15 protein-coding genes are annotated in these 18,472 nt (G+C 40.5%); 12 read left to right on the top strand and 3 right to left on the bottom strand.

Annotated features, from left to right (window positions below; translation table 11 throughout):
* Positions 1-12 precede the first annotated feature (12 nt).
* The 6 genes from SPB21_RS19980 to SPB21_RS19955 all read left to right on the top strand — a co-directional run bounded on the left by SPB21_RS19980 (position 13) and on the right by SPB21_RS19955 (position 8,077).
* Positions 13-705 carry a class I SAM-dependent methyltransferase gene (locus SPB21_RS19980; protein ID WP_163671578.1) on the top strand — a complete coding sequence of 231 codons (693 nt, stop codon included), beginning with the start codon at positions 13-15 and terminating at the stop codon, positions 703-705.
* Positions 706-719: 14 nt separating this feature from the next.
* The gene (locus SPB21_RS19975; RefSeq protein ID WP_163696270.1) at positions 720-1,796 is read left to right on the top strand and encodes a methyltransferase domain-containing protein; all 1,077 of its coding nucleotides are present in this window, start codon (positions 720-722) and stop codon (positions 1,794-1,796) included.
* 529 nt (positions 1,797-2,325) lie between these two features.
* Positions 2,326-4,893 carry a glycoside hydrolase family 99-like domain-containing protein gene (locus tag SPB21_RS19970; RefSeq protein WP_499867579.1) on the top strand — a complete coding sequence of 856 codons (2,568 nt, stop codon included), beginning with the start codon at positions 2,326-2,328 and terminating at the stop codon, positions 4,891-4,893.
* Positions 4,894-4,986: 93 nt separating this feature from the next.
* Complete coding sequence (locus SPB21_RS19965; RefSeq protein ID WP_163662356.1) at positions 4,987-5,907, top strand: glycosyltransferase family 2 protein; 921 nt, start codon at positions 4,987-4,989, stop codon at positions 5,905-5,907.
* Positions 5,908-5,997: 90 nt separating this feature from the next.
* On the top strand, positions 5,998-6,978 hold the full coding sequence (locus tag SPB21_RS19960; protein ID WP_431732017.1) for an NAD-dependent epimerase/dehydratase family protein: 981 nt from the start codon (positions 5,998-6,000) through the stop codon (positions 6,976-6,978).
* Between the two features lie 217 nt (positions 6,979-7,195).
* A complete protein-coding gene (locus tag SPB21_RS19955) occupies positions 7,196-8,077 on the top strand; it encodes a class I SAM-dependent methyltransferase (RefSeq protein ID WP_163662354.1) in 882 nt (293 codons plus the stop codon).
* Between the two features lie 77 nt (positions 8,078-8,154).
* Here SPB21_RS19955 and SPB21_RS19950 read toward each other — a convergent pair whose 3' ends face one another.
* On the bottom strand, positions 8,155-9,186 hold the full coding sequence (locus tag SPB21_RS19950) for a hypothetical protein (RefSeq protein WP_163662352.1): 1,032 nt from the start codon (positions 9,184-9,186) through the stop codon (positions 8,155-8,157).
* A 70-nt stretch (positions 9,187-9,256) separates the two neighbouring features.
* Positions 9,257-10,411: an acyltransferase family protein gene (locus tag SPB21_RS19945; RefSeq protein WP_499867578.1), complete on the bottom strand. Its 1,155-nt coding sequence runs from the start codon at positions 10,409-10,411 to the stop codon at positions 9,257-9,259.
* A gap of 578 nt (positions 10,412-10,989) precedes the next feature.
* On the opposite strand from SPB21_RS19945, the gene SPB21_RS19940 reads away from it, so the two are divergent.
* Positions 10,990-12,522 carry a glycosyltransferase family 2 protein gene (locus tag SPB21_RS19940; RefSeq protein WP_163696277.1) on the top strand — a complete coding sequence of 511 codons (1,533 nt, stop codon included), beginning with the start codon at positions 10,990-10,992 and terminating at the stop codon, positions 12,520-12,522.
* A gap of 18 nt (positions 12,523-12,540) precedes the next feature.
* Positions 12,541-13,443, top strand: coding sequence for a glycosyltransferase family 2 protein (locus tag SPB21_RS19935; RefSeq protein ID WP_499867576.1), 903 nt, complete (start codon positions 12,541-12,543; stop codon positions 13,441-13,443).
* Here SPB21_RS19935 and SPB21_RS19930 read toward each other — a convergent pair.
* On the bottom strand, positions 13,387-14,328 hold the full coding sequence (locus SPB21_RS19930) for a glycosyltransferase (RefSeq protein ID WP_163662345.1): 942 nt from the start codon (positions 14,326-14,328) through the stop codon (positions 13,387-13,389). The genes SPB21_RS19935 and SPB21_RS19930 overlap by 57 nt on opposite strands.
* A gap of 215 nt (positions 14,329-14,543) precedes the next feature.
* Between SPB21_RS19930 and rfbC the strand changes: the two genes are divergently transcribed.
* From rfbC to rfbB, 4 genes are read left to right on the top strand one after another with little or no spacing between them, the layout of a single operon-like run.
* Entirely contained in the window at positions 14,544-15,092 is a 549-nt protein-coding gene (rfbC, locus tag SPB21_RS19925; RefSeq protein WP_163662343.1) for a dTDP-4-dehydrorhamnose 3,5-epimerase, read from the top strand.
* Positions 15,092-15,973, top strand: coding sequence for a dTDP-4-dehydrorhamnose reductase (gene rfbD / locus SPB21_RS19920; protein WP_348918535.1), 882 nt, complete (start codon positions 15,092-15,094; stop codon positions 15,971-15,973). Before rfbC ends, rfbD begins: the two co-directional genes overlap by 1 nt.
* Positions 15,970-17,043 (top strand): glucose-1-phosphate thymidylyltransferase, encoded by a 1,074-nt coding sequence (locus SPB21_RS19915; RefSeq protein WP_163696281.1) that lies wholly within the window; start codon positions 15,970-15,972, stop codon positions 17,041-17,043. Before rfbD ends, SPB21_RS19915 begins: the two co-directional genes overlap by 4 nt.
* Positions 17,044-17,053: 10 nt before the next feature.
* Positions 17,054-18,130 (top strand): dTDP-glucose 4,6-dehydratase, encoded by a 1,077-nt coding sequence (rfbB, locus tag SPB21_RS19910; protein ID WP_163696282.1) that lies wholly within the window; start codon positions 17,054-17,056, stop codon positions 18,128-18,130.
* Positions 18,131-18,472 lie beyond the last annotated feature (342 nt).

Below are 18,472 nucleotides of genomic sequence, written 5' to 3'. Positions count from 1 at the left end.
CCGATCTTAACTATGGGTATTTCTTCATGTTGTTGCTGCGGTTCAGATAGATTTAAAGATAATAAGGTTCTATGGAAAAAGTTGATTGATGATTGGCAACTAGCTCAGTACGAAATCGATTATATTAACCAGCAGCAGGGTCTTTGCTGCTTAGAATGTGGTGCTAATATTCGATCTATTGCACTGGCTGCTTCACTGATGAAACTCCTTGGTTTTCAGGGATTGCTGAAGGATTTCATACAAGACGATTCATTTCATAAATTGCAAATTCTAGAGATAAACAAGGCTGGAACTCTAACATCATGGCTTTTACAATTGCCTGGTCATAGACTCATTGAATATCCGGAGTATGACATGATGAATCTGCCCTTTAGATCTTCTTCTTTTGATATTGTTATTCATTCAGACACGTTAGAACATGTAGAACATCCCATTAGAGGTCTGTCAGAGTGTAGAAGAGTTCTACAAAAAGGAACTGGCTATTGTATCTTTACCGTCCCTCTTATTGTTGATAGGCTGACAAGGACAAGATATGGCTTGCCGCCAAGTTATCATGGTGTCGAATCAAACTTACAAAATGATCACTTAGTATTTACAGAATATGGTGCTGATGCGTGGGTACAGGTTATTAAGGCTGGCTTTAGTGAATGCAGAATAATTTCTCATGACTTCCCTGCATCTAATGTCCTGGTAGGAGTTGCATAATCTGAGGAAATTGTATGGAATTTACTGGAGAAAGATACATCCCAAGTGAGGATGGTGTAATCAAGTACGAGCATCTACACAGATATGCAATAGCTAAAGATTTTTGTAAAGATAGAACTGTTTTAGATATAGCTTCGGGAGAAGGATATGGCTCAGCTATGCTGTCGAATATAGCTGAATCAGTTTTTGGAGTAGATATAGATCCTGAGTCCATAGCTCATGCTCAAAAGGAGTATGCTCATAAAGAAAACTTAAAGTTTCTACTTGGTTCCTGCGATAAGATTCCTCTTGATGATAATTCAGTGGAAGTTGTTGTTTCATTTGAAACTATTGAACATCATGATAAGCATGAGGAAATGCTGGCTGAAATTAGTAGAGTACTTACTAATGATGGCATTCTTATTCTCTCCTCGCCCAATAAATTAACCTATTCTGATGAGCCTAATTACCAAAATCCCTATCATGTCAAAGAGCTTTATTACGAGGAACTAAGGGCACTTATTGACAAGCATTTTAATTATATTTCTACCTATGGCCAAAAAATGGGGGTTTCCTCATTCATTACTTCTTTAGAATCTGCTGCTGATTCTTCTGATTTATTAGCTTCCTTTACAAGTCAATCTAAAGAATTAATTCGAAAAAAAATATCAATTCCCTCACCACTTTATTTTTTGGTTATCTGTTCCAACAGTCACTTTGAACCCCTGAAATCATCTTTATATAGAGACGAAGATGATTTGTATATGAGAACTAGAGCTCAAATAATGTCATTAAGCGATACATGTCGTGAAATTTCTATAACTGCTCGAAATTTAAACGCTGAACTCAAGCGGACACAGACACAATCTAATGAGAGCCAGCTGAAATTACAAGACACTCAATCTAAGTTACAAGACACTCAATCTAAGTTACAAGACACTCAATCTAAGTTACAAGACACTCAATCTAAGTTACAAGATACTCAATTTAAGTTACAAGACACTCAATCTAAGTTACAAGACACTCAGAAACAACTAGAGAGAAACTTTTTTTTCATAGTAAAAATGACTAATAAAAAATTGCTCAAGAAGATCCGTCGTATTTTTAGATAGCTTACTTATGATGTATGAATTTATTTTTATCAAATTTTGAGATATTGAGTGATGTGCTGGCTTATCTTGCCAGCAAGTTAACTCCTCCTGACGTTAGAATTTTTTGCATGCGCAACGAGATACTCCAGGTATTCTTTGCACCTTTGTGAGTTTCTCATATCTTTTTGATGAGCTATCTTCCTCATTGTGTTGGAGAGATTTGACAAGGTTTGACTTGATGTATAAAGAATTTAATTCTCAGCAATTAAAAAGTTTAAACTGTGCTGGTTTTGTGCGTAATTCTGAATTCTAAAGGGCATGAATCTAGATGAGGATAACCAAGTTTTTACATGTCTTTCAGCGATTATCTTATTACTTCTTTGATGGGCTGGTGGATAATACTTCTTAACTCTTCGGGGGTAACTATGTTCCTTAAGCAAAAGATTTGAAACTAATTCTTATTCGTTAAATCATTCAAATGATTTAAGCTTAATTCATACAAGATTAGCATGTCCCTAGATTAGAAACAGTCCCCTTGGGAAAATTCCTTATGGAACAACCAAAGCTTATTGCTTTTTATTTACCTCAGTATCATCCTATCCCTGAAAATGATGAATGGTGGGGAAAAGGGTTTACTGAATGGACTAATGTAACCAAGGCAGTGCCCCAATTTGTGGGACACAAGCAACCTTGTTTACCTGCCGATTTAGGCTTCTATGATCTGCGCCTACCAGATATCAGGCAACAACAGGCCAAGCTGGCAAAAGAATATGGGATACATGGTTTTTGCTATTACTTTTATTGGTTCAATGGTCGTCGCGTTTTAGAAAGGCCACTGAATGATGTCCTTGAGTCTGGAGATCCTGATTTTCCTTTCTGTATTTGTTGGGCAAATGAAAATTGGACACGTCGTTGGGATGGTCTAGAAAAAGAGATTCTACTTGAGCAAAACCATATTCTTTCTGAAGATAATCGTTTTATCTTTGATGCTATTCCAATACTTCAAGATCCGCGCTACATAAGAGTTGATGGTAAGCCTGTGCTGTTGGTTTATCGTCCTGAACTACTAGAAAATCCTGTAGAGACCGCAAAATTCTGGCGTAACAAATGTTTAGAGGCTGGATTACCTGGTTTACATCTATGCGCGGTTGAATTTAGAGTGTTTGATCCAAGAACCGTTGGCTTTGATGCGCTGGTAGAGTTTCCGCCCCATCAATTTCCCAAGAAGAATATTACCGATAGTGTTGTTAAATTAAACCATGATTTTTCAGGTACTGTGCTTGATTATTACTGGGGCGTTCAGGAAACAATCAAGCGTTTAAGGCCCTCCTTTAAATTTTACAGAGGGGTAATGCCGTCTTGGGATAATACGGCTCGTCGGAGTGAGCGAGGCACGATTTTTCAGCATGCGACTCCTGAGATTTATCGGCAATGGCTGCGCCATGTTATTCAGGACACCGCTCAATGTGCCAAGGAGGACCAAGGCTTTGTTTTTATTAATGCCTGGAATGAATGGGCTGAGGGGGCATTTCTTGAACCTAGTCAAAAATCTGGAAGGGCATGGTTGGAAGCAACACAGCAAGCCAAAAATTTTACAGACTACCCAACAGACCTGATCGATCAGATGGCTCACCAGTCATACCTTCTATCTCGGCAGTCAATGCCCTCCTTGCCTGAGTCATTGGAGCCAGGTCGTCTGGTACATCAAACAACCGGTCAGCTTACACAAGCATTACGTCAGTTTACAAAGCTCAAATCTAAACTTTCTAGGGTTAAAGAGAGTTTAACTACCCGAGGTACACAGGCAACCGTGTCCTTAATTGTGGATCGTCTACAGCGCAAATTCCAAGATCAAACTCAAGTAGCACTTCCACAAGTTGCTTGGAGCCAAGACCATCACCAAAATGGCATTAACTATTCAAGTGCTAGGGCTATCCTCTTTGTTTCTCACGATGCTGCTCTGGCTGGTGCACAGCTAGCTATATTAGAAAACCTAAAGCACTTTACTCGTTTCAAAGAAATTGACTGTTACCTTCTACTCTGTCGAGGTGGCCGATTAGAGTCAAAGTTCAAAAAAATTGTCAAAACCTTTAATCTTGAAAATTTGACGACTACAGGACTCTCACGACAAGCCGCAATTAATCTTGTTGTTCAAGATATCCAGGCAAGATCACCGCTCATGGCTTTTTGCAATACGGTGGTAACTGCAGATGTTGTAGAAGCTTGCGATCGCGCCCAAATACCGGTCATGTCCTGTATTTATGAATTGCCTGCTTCAATTGAGGCGTATGTTGGCCAAAAACAGTTTTTCAAAATTATTGAGTTTGCCAGACGCATTATTGTGGCATCAGATTATGTACAGCAAGAACTAGTTGATTTTTATAATCTTGAACCCAGTAAGCTAACTTCCATTCATGCAGGTATTCGACAGCAAAGAAATATCTATAACAACAGATTAGAGGCTAGAAAGGCAATTCTAAGAGAATTCAACTTTGCTGAAGATACCTTTTTAGTACTCGGATGTGGATCTATTCATCCTCGTAAAGGTACCGATATCTTTGTTCAGGTTGCCCAACAGGTTATGCGTTATCCAGACACAGGCCATGTCAAGTTTATTTGGATAGGTGCTGATCAACAAGGCCCTCTGGTGCGTCAATGGTGTGAACATGACCTTCGGATTGGAGACCTTACAGAAACTGTACTCTTTATTGGCGAACGGCCAGAAGAAAAATTAGATCCCTATTTTGCAGCAGCAGATGCATTCTTGTTGACATCCCGTGAAGATCCCTTCCCCCTTGTTAACCTGACTGCGATGTCCCATGGGTTACCTGTTATTGCCTTTGCAGAAGCGGGCGGTGCTCCAGAAGCGCTATTTCCAGAAGCTGGAGTTGTTGTTCCTTACATTGATTCAGGTGCTATGGCTAAGGAGCTTATGAACTTGCTACATCATCCTGAGGTACGTCATCAAATTAGTAACGCTGCTATGAAAAAATCACAAGCCCAATACCAGTGGTCTCGATATATTCAGGATCTTGTGGCTGTAATGAATACTGATTTTGATTGTGGTATCACCACGGTTCCCAAATGTTCAGAAGAACAGCAGCAGGCGGCTCTTTAGGTCATCAGTATCTCTGATCCAACGCAGCCTAAATCTGTCGGATAGAGAACATTAATAAGGTTTCTCAATCAGGCTTCATCGTGATTACCCGCTATGCCAAAAGTTTCTGTCATTGTTCCTAACTATAATCATGCCGCCTATCTACCGAAACGGCTGGAGTCAATCTATCAACAAACATTTCAGGATTTTGAAGTAGTTATTCTAGATGATTGCTCTAAAGATAATAGTCGAGAGATTATCAACGCTTATCGAGAGCGGCCCAACACTCATATTCTTTTTAACGCTAAAAATACAGGCTCACCCTTTGCCCAGTGGCGTAAAGGACTAGCTCAGGTCAAAGGTGAATTTATCTGGATTGCTGAATCAGATGATTATGCAGACCCTGAATTTTTGGAGCAGTTAGTCTCTATTCTCGATGCAAACCCTTCTGTAGGTTTAGTTTATAGTCGTTCGTGGTTAGTTAATTCAACGAACAAAGTTCTTGGCGATTCCACTGTTTGGACTAATGACTTGGATCCTGAACGATGGCAGCACAATTATGTTAATAGTGGCAAAGCTGAAATTGAACAGTTTTTGCTTCAGAAGAATTGTATTCCCAACGCTAGTGCGGTTCTATTACGAGAATCCGTTGTCCGTCGTGTGTCATTACCAGATACTAACTATCGTCTATGTGGTGACTGGCTGTACTGGATGCGCATATTAGCACAGTCGGATATTGCTTTTGTTGCCAATCCGCTTAACTATTGGCGGCAAGATAGCTCAAATGCCAGGGTGCCCAATGCTGGTACTCTGGAATGGCTTGAAGGGCAAAAGGTATTAGGTTACGGCCTAGATGTAATCAGTGCAGATGAGCTGACACGGGTTCAAACACTGTTTACTTTTTTGCAGCGTTGTTGGGAATGGCAAAGAGCCTATATAGAAAACATATCTGAGTCAAAGACCCACGACAACAATCTCACTGGTCTCAATCTGGATAGCCTAAAGCATCGACTAGTTAAGCTTTGGGGGCGATAATGTTTCATATCTCTTAGAGAGCTGGTCTGACTTATGCTAGCCACAATGCTATTTTCCAAGCTGTTTCAATTATTGTAATTTTTTCCCTTTGTGATCTCTTTTAGGAACTACGTTTATCCTCAGGTTCTGAATGGGCTAGTACTGAATGGCCTCAAGTGTGCTGTTTTAGGTGGTGGTGGGTTTATCGGAACCAACCTCTGTCAGGCGTTGGTAACCGCAGGAGCCAACGTGAAAGCTTTTGGCCGTTCTGCTAATTTCCCTGACGCCTTAGCGGGAGTGGATTGGACGACAGGGGATTTTCAAGACGTTTCCGCACTCGCCAAACTGATTCAGGGTTGTGAAATAGTTTTTCATTTGATCAGCAACACTTCACCTGCTACTTCGAATCAAGACCCAGCTTTAGATCTAACGGTTAATACTCTTGGTAGCTTAAACCTGTTGAATCTGTGCAGGTACTCTGACACTGTCCGAAAAGTTATTTTTATCTCTTCTGGTGGTACTGTTTATGGGATTCCTAAATGTCTACCAATTTCTGAGACTGCTCCGACAGACCCTATCTGCGCTTATGGTATCTCTAAACTAGCGATTGAGAAGTATCTGGCATTATACAATCACCTTTATGGTTTAGATTATTTGATTTTGCGAGTGAGTAATCCCTATGGCCAATTTCAAACTTCAAGAAAAAATCAGGGAGTGGTTTCTGCCTTTCTAGCTAAGGCTATCAAAGGGGAATCTTTAGAAATTTGGGGAGATGGTAACGTTGTGCGTGACTATATCTTTGTTGATGATGTTGTTACGGCATTAATTAAGGCAATTGACTACAGCGGTGAGCAACGTATTTTTAACATTGGTAGTGGTGTCGGGAAGAGTATTAATCAAATTATTGATGATATAGTACTCCTGTTAGGTAGACCTTTATCAAGAAGCTATCAGTCAGGACGAAAGGTAGATGTCCCTGCTAATGTTTTAGATATCACCCTTGCCCAAAAGTTAATGAGTTTTCAACCTGCGATAGATTGGATGGCAGGGTTACAAAAAACGCTGTATTGGCTTGAATGTGTGAAACATTAAAATCTGTAAAAAAGATATGGGCAAATCATTATGTTTCTTAGGTAGTTAAGGTGCTTTTTCAGGATTAAAGTTTCTTTTGTTAAGGTAATTGGTCAAACCTCATTTAATTTGTAAATAGTATGTAGGTGGTTGACGTCGTTCGTCAGTTAACCTTGGTTGACAAATCATGATTGTGCAACATATATTTTAGACCTTAGTAAGTTATTTGAATGTACTTATGGGTCTCTGGAACATTTTCAGAAGGGAAAAAACTACATCTGAATTGTCGCCTAGCGAACTATCAAATAATCAATGGTTTAATCTAATTTGCTCAAGCCTCGAGAAACAAAACTTAGTCATCAGAGGTAATCCTCTTCCATCTTTTCCAAGTAGCGACTATCAAGAAAGGACAACAGGTATATCAGGTAAAGCAACTCTTGAGGAGGCCTTTAAGTTTTACTGTGATTGTGCACAAAACTTTAATGGGATGAATAACGCTTTATCTGAACAAAGCGTGGTACTTGACTTTGGTGTTGGTTGGGGAAGAATAGCTAGATTTTTCCTTAAAGAAACACCACTCAATAATATTTACGGTTTAGATGTAGAGGCAGAGTCCATTCAAATTTGTAAAGAATGTTTTGGCACAAATAACTTCTTTGTTTGTTCTGCTTATCCACCAACTCAATTAGCAGAGTCCACATTTACACATATTGTTGGATATTCTGTCTTTTCACATTTGTCCGAGGAGGCATGTCGACTCTGGATGGAAGAGTTTCATCGCTTGCTAAAGCCTAATGGTTCATTAGCTTTAACCACTCGGGGCAATCCGTTTTTTAGATACTGTGAGAGTTTAAAGGGACGAACTGATCTTGATAGTTATTCAAGCGGCTTAAGTACTCTTTTTGAAGATTTTGAGGCTGCTAAGTCTGCTTATAATCGAGGCGAATTTGTGCACTCAAATAAAAAAGAAGTATCTGGTGGTGGAGCGATGACATCAGAATTTTATGGAGAAACGTTTATACCTGAAGCATACGCTAGAGACGCCTACAAGCAGTTATTTGAACTACATAACTTTGACACAACCAAATTTCATCCAACTATGTTTTTCAAAAAGAAATGAATTTGATCTAACGTCTATATCTAATTACGGAAGATAAATATGAATCAGATACAACTCAATAAATGTCGATTATACGTCTATCGGGTTTTGTCTGATTCTTTTAGTAGATGAATAATTAATTCCATTTGAATAGCTATTACATTCTTAAGTTCTTCAATCTGAAGCCTTAATTCTCCATTATCTAATGGTTCTTGAGCGTAAGCATTTAAACCAAATATCTCATCAACCGATAGATTATTAAAATATTTAGTCTTGAGCAATTCATTGTCACTTCTAAAGTGTTCTACTACGCGTCTTCTTAAAGACATAGATAAGATACTTTTGCCATTTCTAAGCAATAAATCTTTTTCACCAATAAAATTTGTGAGGAGATTTTTGACTGAGTAATCGTGATGTCCGTTATATAAGTGAGGTATGCGATACAAAATATCGCACAGATATGGATTTAACCCTACATTTGTACGGATATCGGTCACTAACGATTCAGGAATACTCAAATTTATTCGTTGACAAAAATCAGAAATTAAATTTTTACCTATTAGTACTTCTCGATTAATGGGAAACACTTGCAAGGAACTAGGTCCATAACACTCTTCTAGAAAACTTACGATTTTTAGATAGTTAGGTGAATGATTTTGAAGAGACTCATTAACATAGCTTTCTAAGCTTTCCCCTACTTTGTGATACCACTGTTCCCAGCTAGATACTAAATAGTCATCTTGCCTTCTGATATAAAAACAGACCGTTCTTTCTTGAAAGTATTTTGCAAATACAGCATGAATTTCCCGAGCTGAGGCAAATGACCATTCGTGTCCTAAAACTTCGGATGATATTAGTATAGCCTTACATTGGACCTTTTTTGCTTGCGATAATACTTGTTTTATGCGTTTCTCAAAGACACTGATCTTACGAGAAGTTATCAAATCTTGAAAATAAGGATTGGGAGCAGAAAAATTGAAAGACTTAACATTACGTTCAAAGGAAAAATTAAAATTTGAATCTGGAAGGTATATACCAGTTTTTTCTAAATATTGAAGATTAGAGTAGAGAAATGCTTGAATTGAAGAAGTTCCACATTTTCCATACCCAGGATGAATAATTAGCTGCATAAATTTGACTGATTTTAAGGTAAAGCATTTTTGATGACATTATTTGCATGGCTAATAATGTTAGTTTAATTTATATTCTAGAAATTAAACGTTTTCCAAAATTGAGGCCAGGTTTCTCAATATATCTAAAGGTTAACATTGACAAGGGAGTCAATATTGCTAGTGTGATCAACATACAAATAGATAGCTTCACGAGTTGTGAATCAAGATTTAGGGCGTAGATCCTTTTATAGGTAGGAATCAAAGCATAAATTAGAAAAGGGTGAAGCAAATACAGGCTGTAACTGATTTTTCCATAAAAGCAGGTGAATTTATTCACAATTAATCGATGGCTATTTAGGAATAAGAAATTAATTAGAATGCCGAAATTAATTGCCCAAATATAGGTGTAGATCCTTACTATTGCTCCTGGAAGTGCATTGAATAGAGGCTGAGAATGAACCAAAATTATGGAAAGTCCAATAAATAAAATAAATAATCCGAAACTGAACTTTTCTATGTTTCCTTTGCTTGATTCTTTGAGTTTAGAGATCTTTTTTTGTATCCAAAAAACAATCATCCCACAAATGAATATTGGAAACCTCGATAGAAAAAACATATATGTATAACTGTTTGGTGAGTTTGGCAGTGTCAATATAATATGAACAGATATGATGGCTATGCCGAGAGTAAAGAGAAATAAAATGAATAGTCTTTTGAAATTATTAATTGCAGAGTATAAAAAGGGAAATATCAAATAGAAAAGTATTTCTACTCCAATAGTCCAGCCTGCCCAAACAATGCTTGTATGATACTCAGGAAAAAAATTAAAGATGAAAGTCACATTGGATAAAAATTCTAGAAAGCTTGTTTGTTTGGACCAAATTAATAATCGAATTACCATCCAAAAGGCTAACATTACATAAAATAGTGGAGCAATTCTGAAAAATCTTCTAATATAGAACTTTAAAGTTTTTTTGTCTTCAAATTTTCTATTTTCTGCAGACAAGCATAATGTATAAGCACTTATAACAAAGAAAAGAGTAACACCTAGACCAAAATGAGTTTTTATTACATTCAAAAAAACAGGAATCTCTAGGTTGGGTTGAGGTATTGCCACTAAGTGAAATAAAACAATCGCTAATGAAGCTAACCCTTTTAGTGCATAGATAAAAGTTAGCTTTTTGCTAACATTAGATGGATTTTGAGAGCTAATAGAACTTGTTTTTAAGTTGTTAATTGACATACTGAATGATGATTTTTGTTTCTTTAGAAGTTAATGCAAGACATTTAGAACGAGTTAATAGCGCAATGAAAGTGCTCTGATTTTTATCTATGGGTCTATAGAAAAAGGATTTCTTTGTCTTTTTATTGTATATCAACTGTTTGCTCTGTATATAGAGTCTATTTTTTATGCTTTTTAGCTAAAAGACTCAACTTTAGTAGGTTGGCGTCGGTGAGGTTTCAAGATGTACGTGCGTCACTATACTGTTCAAATGCAGAGTTGCGCAGCGTTATATTGGTTTGTTGACATAAAGTCTTATGGCATGGTGGCAAATAATCAAATCTTCTCTTGCTTGGATTGCTGAAACTTTTGCTGTTGAGTTTCAGTTGCTAAGAATCGCTGTAACTTCACCAAAGTATCAAAATATACTCTGCAAAGAGCATGATCTTGATACACAGCAGATCATCAGCGATGAAAACGCTCCTCAAATTTTGATTGCTGTTATATTACGTGTCTTCAGTAATACTGAGCCAGGTTTGCTAAGGAAATCAATACATTCACTTTTAGCTCAACATCATGTTCGTTGGAAATTGTTGATTTTGACTAGCATTAATGATTTTTATCGCTTTTCTTCAACGCTAGATTGCTACGTAAAAGAAGACTTTCGTATTAACGTTGTTCGTTGTGAGACAGATGATGATGACTACAACATTGCTTTAAGGAATGTAAAAGAAGATTTTTTTGTTCTTGTCGAACCAGGAGATGAGCTATCTAATAGGGCCCTTTATGAGGTTGCAAGGTATATTCAGCAATATCCAGATACCGATTTTATTTATACTGACGAGGATAAAATTACGCTGGAAGGCAAAAGAAAAACCCCCTTTTTTAAGCCTGACTGGTCTCCAGACTATTACCAAGCTTGTATGTATGCCTGTCATCTTGGGGCTTATCGTACCAGTCTTGTCCAGGAGATTGGGGGATTTTGTAGCCAATATGGGAGGGCCCAAGCATGGGAACTGGTGCTGCGTCTAGCTGAGAAGAACAGTCGCATTTGCCATATTCCTAAAGTCCTTTATCATAAGCGACGCTTGCCTAATACTAAAGCTTCAAGGAGTCAGCTTGACTGTCATAATCAAACTTTAAAATCTGCCCACAACGCTTTGCAGGCCTTCATAGACCGTAGTCCTTATCCTGGCATTGCAGAGCCTTTACCGAACAAGTCTGGTTTCTTTCGAGTCCGTCGCCATATTCAAGGCAATCCACTGATTAGTATTATTATCCCTAGTGCTGCTACTCGATTAAAAATCAAAGGGAAATCCATATGTTTGCTAGAGCAATGTATTGCCAGCATTCTTTGCCTTAGTACCTATGAAAATTATGAAATTGTTCTGGTAGACGGCTACGATATTCCAGAGGCCACACTACAAGCCGTTAGGGGACCTAAGCTCACTCTCGTGCGTTGTAACCAGCCATTCAACTTTTCCCAGCGTATGAACCTGGGGGCACAAGCTGCCAAGGGTGATATTCTGTTGATGCTCAATGATGACACAGAAGTGATCACGCCTGGTTGGATAGAGGCGATGTTAGAACTAGCCCAACAAAAGGAGATTGGAGCTGTTGGAGCCAAACTGTTTTATCCCAATGGTCGTTTACAACATGCAGGTGTCCTCATTTTGGCTGGTAATCCAAGCCACGCATTTCACAATACCCCAGGCAAATACGACGGTTACTATTGCTCTAATATCGTCCATCGCAATTATCTTGGAGTCACCGGAGCCTGCATGATGATCCGTCGGAGTGTCTTTAATGACCTCCAAGGATTTGACGAAAGTTTTCCGCTAAACTACAACGACGTTGACCTATGTCTGCGCGTCCATCAAGCCGGTTACCGCAATGTTTTTACCCCCTATGCTGAACTCATTCACTATGAATCTATCAGTAGAGGCAGTGGGCTCAAACCAGGGGAGTTAGAACGTCTTCATGCAAAATTTGCAAATAGCGGATACATGGTGGATGATCCTTACTACAACCCCAACTTATCTGTCAAAAAACCGTTCTTTCAACTAGCATGGCCCAGCGAGCGACGGAGACGGCGCAAAACATTAGCTAGCAAACACAATTTTAGTCAATAGAAAACGTTTTTCTTGGCCATGGAAACCAACGCTAGTGCTCATGTTCGCGTTGCTGCAGTTATCCCTACCTATAACCGTTGGCCAAAAACCCAGCGTTTTTTAGCACAGTTTAGCCACCAGACGTATACCAATCTCACTGTTGTTTTGGTGGATGCCAATTCTCCAGATGACACCGCTACTAAGGTACAGCAATACTATCCTGATGTTGTGTTGTTGCGAGTTGATAATCATCAGTATTGGGCAGGGGCAACCAATACAGGTGTTCGCTATGCTTTAGCTCATGATTATGACTATATTTTCACCATCAACGATGATGCAGTTGTGCCCCCTGAGCATGTCCACAGGCTGGTTGTCTTAGCTCAACGCTATAATATCCAGCTCTTAGGCAATCGCATTGATTATCTAGACTCACCGGGCAAAGTCTGGGCCTTAGGCACTCAGCTCACCTGGGGGACACCGAACTTTTTGCGCCTACGGTACCACGCGACAGCCGTTGAGCATCTGCCCGCCAGTATTATGGACCAAGACATCCTACCAGTAGACACGCTACCCGGAGATGGTGTACTCATTCATCGCAGTGTGTTTGAACAAGTTGGTCTATATCAGGCTAAGTTTTTACCCCATTACCATGCTGATTCAGAACTTGTTCTCAGAGCCAAAAATCATGGTTTCCAGGCCTACGTTGCTCCCAAAATTGTTCTACAAGACGATTTTTCCGCAGACCAAAAAAAACAAAATTTCAAGAGTTTAGCGGGGCTAAAATACGCCTTCTTTCATCCCAGGTCTCATCTGTTTGTACCAGCAATTCTTTACATTCTTTGGCGCTATTGTCCCTGGTATACCTATCCGCAAACAATTTTCTCCCTAGCTAGACGTCTGTTGCGATTGGGTGAACGCCGTGGATGGACGGAACGGCTCTGACGAGAGCTGTTTAGTCAAACGTTTAGCCTGCCAGCCCAGAAAATCAGTCCAGCCCAGCAAACGACCAATCCCCACTTCTATATCGCTCAGCAGAAGCTTTATGCTCCACACCAACATGTAAACCAGGTTTAATGTCAGGGCTAGTAGAGAACCATGTTTGTGCAGAAAATACAGTTTGCTAAAGGTGGCATGGCGAAATTTGGCTCGGCGGTTGCGATGCGTAATCGCTGACACTTCGTGGTTTACCAACACTGCCTGGGTTACACCGATGGTGTGCCCTTGACGATAATATCGCTCACAGATTTCAATATCTTCGTAGTCTAAGAAAAAATTGAGATCAAATAGAGGACAGCTCTCAAACCGTTGCAAATTAAAAATCATGCTGCACCCCGATACCCAGCGGCTAGGTAATACTTTGACCGGTTGTTCTGTGGTGTCGGCATCTGGTAAACGATGCTTGAGAGAGCCTGTCCACCAATTAAAGCGACCTTGGGCAAACCATAAATCGTCTTTGCTAGCCCGAATACGGGTGCCAAGAATGCTGAGGCTGGGGTGCAATCTAAAGCAGTCTTCGATGTAGCTAAGCGCCTGGGGCATCAACAAAGCATCTGGATTAATCAGCCACACCCAAGCATTTGGGTTGTGCTTGTAAACATGTTCCAATCCTAAATTGCAACCACCACCAAACCCTAAGTTATCGGTCGCTGTGATGATAGTTATATTTTCAAATTCTTGCTGTAAGTCATAAACAGAATCGTCATCAGGAGAGTTATTGACAATAATGACTTGATAGGGTAACGAACAAGACGATAACTCTGTGATAGACCGTAATAGATGACGTAACAGGGCAGTGGAATAGTAATTGATGGATAAAAAATAAGCCATAGCTATCTACCTTTGTTCATCCATCAAGAGTCAGTCGTAATCCAGTCTGTAAAATGCAAATAGCTGGTTGAGCCTTTGCGTTGTATCATCCCATTCTATTAAAGTACGACCTATCAGGTGTGCGATCGCACCCTATCCGCTTTACCATCGGCATTATCTTTAGCCCTAGTGAATGATACAGTGCTTCAAGAGATAGGTTTTTTGAGCGGTTTACTGTGAACGTTATTCCCACTGATATCCCAGACGTTCTCATAATTGAGCCTCAAGTATTTGGCGATGAGCGCGGTTTTTTTTTGGAAAGCTTTAACCAAAAAAAATTTTCTGATGAAACCGGTTTGAATTGTCAATTTGTCCAAGATAATCATTCACGCTCCAGACAAAATATATTACGGGGCTTGCACTACCAGGTGCAGCAAGTGCAGGGCAAGTTAGTTCGCGTTGTGCTGGGTGAAATCTATGACGTGGTAGTCGATATCCGGCGTAGTTCAGATACCTTTGGGCATTGGGTAGGAGCTACCCTCAGTGCTGAGAATAAACGACAGCTATGGGTACCTCCTGGGTTTGCCCATGGGTTCTATGTACTCTCAGATTCAGCCGATGTGCTTTACAAAACCACTGACTATTATGCGCCACAGCATGAGCGCAGCATTCTATGGAACGATACCGATTTAGCCATTCAGTGGCCATTAGTTAGTCCGACTCCAGTGCTATCAGAAAAAGATCAGCAAGCTGTTCAATTTGCGATCGCTGAGGTGTTTGACTGATGAAAATTTTACTGTTGGGCTGTGAGGGACAGGTAGGACAAGAGCTAAAGCTAACATTACCTAGCTTAGGGGCAGTCATAGCCTGGAACAGAACTAATCTTGACCTGACTAACTTGGAAAGTATTGTCCCCGCTGTCGTTAACCAACAGCCTGACGTCATTGTTAATGCCGCCGCCTATACAGCAGTCGATAAAGCCGAAAATGAACCTGACTTAGCCCATCGCATCAATGCAGCGGCTCCAGAAAAGCTGGCTCAGGCAGCAGTAGCGTGTGGAGCGAGTCTAGTCCACATTTCCACAGACTACGTATTTGATGGTCAGCAAAACCGTCCCTATCAACCAGACACAGAGGCTAATCCTCTAGGGGTATATGGTCACTCCAAACGTGATGGAGAACTAGCCGTTCAAGCCACCACAGCACAAGCCGTAATTTTTCGTACAGCTTGGGTTTACGGAGCAAAAGGCAAGGGTAATTTTGTTAAGACGATGCTGCGTTTGGGAGCAGAACGAGATGAGTTGGGCGTTGTCTATGATCAAGTAGGGACCCCTACATGGGCCTACGATATTGCCCAAGCGATCGCAACCCTAATACCGCATCTCCAAAAAAACAACTTTGGTGTTTATCATTACACCAATAGTGGTGCTGTCAGCTGGTATGATTTCGCCGTTGCTATCTTTGAAGAAGCTAGAACATTAGGCTATCCTATTCAACTGAGCCATGTGCAACCGATTACCAGTGAGCAGTATCCAACCCCTTCACAAAGACCTGCCTACTCGGTGTTGGCAGGTGAAAAAATAGCCAAGGTTATTAATCAGACTGCCCCCCACTGGCGTACTAGTTTACGAAAAATGCTCAAAGAATATCATAGGTTTGGGGTATGAAGGCACTCATTCTATCAGGCGGTAAAGGAACCCGCCTACGTCCATTGACCCACACCGGGGCTAAGCAGCTAGTGCCCGTAGTTAATAAACCCATCCTCTGGTACGGTATTGAACAAATTGTTGCAGCAGGCATTACCGATATTGGTATTGTTATTAGCCCAGAAACTGGCGATGAAATTCGGGCTGTCACCGGTAATGGTGAGCGATTTAACTGCAAGATCACCTACATTCCACAAAGCAGCCCAGATGGACTTGCCCATGCTGTTAAAATTGCCCGTCCGTTTCTTGGTGACTCATCCTTTTTAATGTACCTGGGTGATAACTTGATTCAAGACAGTCTGATGAGATTTGTCAAAGATTTTCATCAGCAACAGCTTGATGCCATGATTCTGCTCAAGCAAGTCCCGAATCCAACAGCCTTTGGTGTTGCAGAATTAGATGAACAGGGAGGGGTGATCAAACTAGTAGAGAAGCCCCAAAAACCACCATCTGATTTTGCCCTCGTGGGAGTATATTTATTTGCATCAGCTGTACACGAGATTATTGCTACGCTACAGCCCTCTGCCCGAGGCGAATTAGAAATTACTGATGCTATTCAATCCCTGGTAGATAGCGGTAAAACTGTAACCGCTCAACAGCTGCAAGGGTGGTGGTTAGATACAGGTAAAAAGGATGACCTGTTAGAAGCTAACCAAATTATCTTAGATGCCACCCTGTCGAGTGAGATTTTAGGTGATATGGACGACACGACTAAAATTAGCGGGCGAGTCCGTATTGGTCGAGGTACCAAAATTTCCAACTGCACTATTCGTGGTCCTGTCGTGATAGGAGAGAATTGCCATCTTGAAAACTGTTTTATCGGTTCTTATAGCAGTATTGCCAATGGTGTGAAGCTAATTGATGTGGAGATGGATCATAGCGTGGTGCTAGAAGATGCTGTTATCCAGCAGCTACATCAACGAATTGTTGACAGTTTAATTGGTCGGCGAGCCAAGTTAGTGCATAGTCCTAAGCGTCCCAAAGCTTCCCGCTTTATGATTGGGGATGATTGCCAGATTGAGTTAGTTTAAGGAGCAAGAATTGAACAATAAAAATATACTCATCACAGGTGGTGCCGGGTTTATTGGCTCAAATTTTGTTCGCCAATGCTACAAGAGCTCGGTCAACATCATTGTTCTTGACGCCCTTACCTATGCTGGTAATCGTGTCACTTTAAAGGACTTGGAATCTCAAGATAACTTTATTCTTGTTACTGGTGATATCTGTGATACGCATCTAGTGTCTCAACTTCTAGTTGATCATTGCATTGACACTATTGTTCATTTTGCGGCTGAGTCCCATGTAGACCGTTCTATTTCTGGCCCTGCTGCATTTGTGCAAACCAACGTGGTAGGTACGTTTACTCTGCTAGAAGCCTTTCGCCAGCATTGGGAAGCCCAAGGAAAACCCAACCATTTTCGGTTTCTTCATGTGTCGACGGATGAGGTGTTTGGTAGTTTACGTGTGGACGATCCAGCATTTAGTGAAACAACATCCTATGCACCCAACAGCCCTTATTCAGCTTCAAAGGCCGGTAGCGATCATTTAGTCAGGGCTTACTTTCACACCTATGGTTTACCTACGCTGATTACCAACTGTTCTAACAACTATGGACCATATCAGTTTCCTGAAAAGTTGATTCCACTGATGTGTGTCAACATTCTTTTAGGTAAATCGTTGCCAGTGTATGGAGATGGCCAAAACATTCGTGATTGGCTGCATGTGGAGGATCATTGTCGGGCTATTGAAACGGTTTTGTTGAAGGCTAAACCTGGAGAAACCTATAATATTGGTGGTAACAACCAGGTCAAAAATATTGACATTGTTGAACAGCTTTGTGAGCTTATGGATGAGTTGGGTGGAGACTTGCCCACTCGACCGGCTAAGCAATTAATCACCTTTGTGAAGGATCGACCTGGGCATGACCGACGCTATGCGATGGATATTTCTAAAATTCAACGCGATCTGGATTGGCAGCCTGAGTATGACTTCGCTACCGGTTTAAGGCAAACGGTGCAGTGGTATCTGACCCATCTTGGTTGGTGGCAACCGCTATTATCACAGGATTATCAGCGTTACTATGCAGCTCTCTATGGTGATCGCGTAGAGCAATCGTAATCTTCGTGGCATCCCTGCGTACAATATGATGACGGTTGTGGGCAACCTAACCGTATTTCGTTGTAATTTTGTGCCTGGGAGATGTGGTGGTTAAAACAACATTGATTACCGGATTGACCGGACAAGATGGGTCTTACCTGGCAGAGCTTTTATTAGGTATGGGATGGTGCATCTCAGTTTAATGATCTAGCATTTCTAGCGTTGAGTAAGGGTTGAGACAAACTCCTAGACTTGGACAGGAGATTATCTATATTCAATGTTAGATGGACACTGAACAAAGTCTTAATGTTGATGTTTCTGACTATTCAGCAAGACCTATATTATGCATTAGCCTATTGGAGG

This window comes from Leptothoe sp. ISB3NOV94-8A (genome assembly GCF_043421595.1).
GTDB classification, from domain to species: Bacteria; Cyanobacteriota; Cyanobacteriia; order Phormidesmidales; family Phormidesmidaceae; genus Leptothoe; species Leptothoe turfae.
This window is presented reverse-complemented; position numbering and strand designations above follow the sequence as displayed.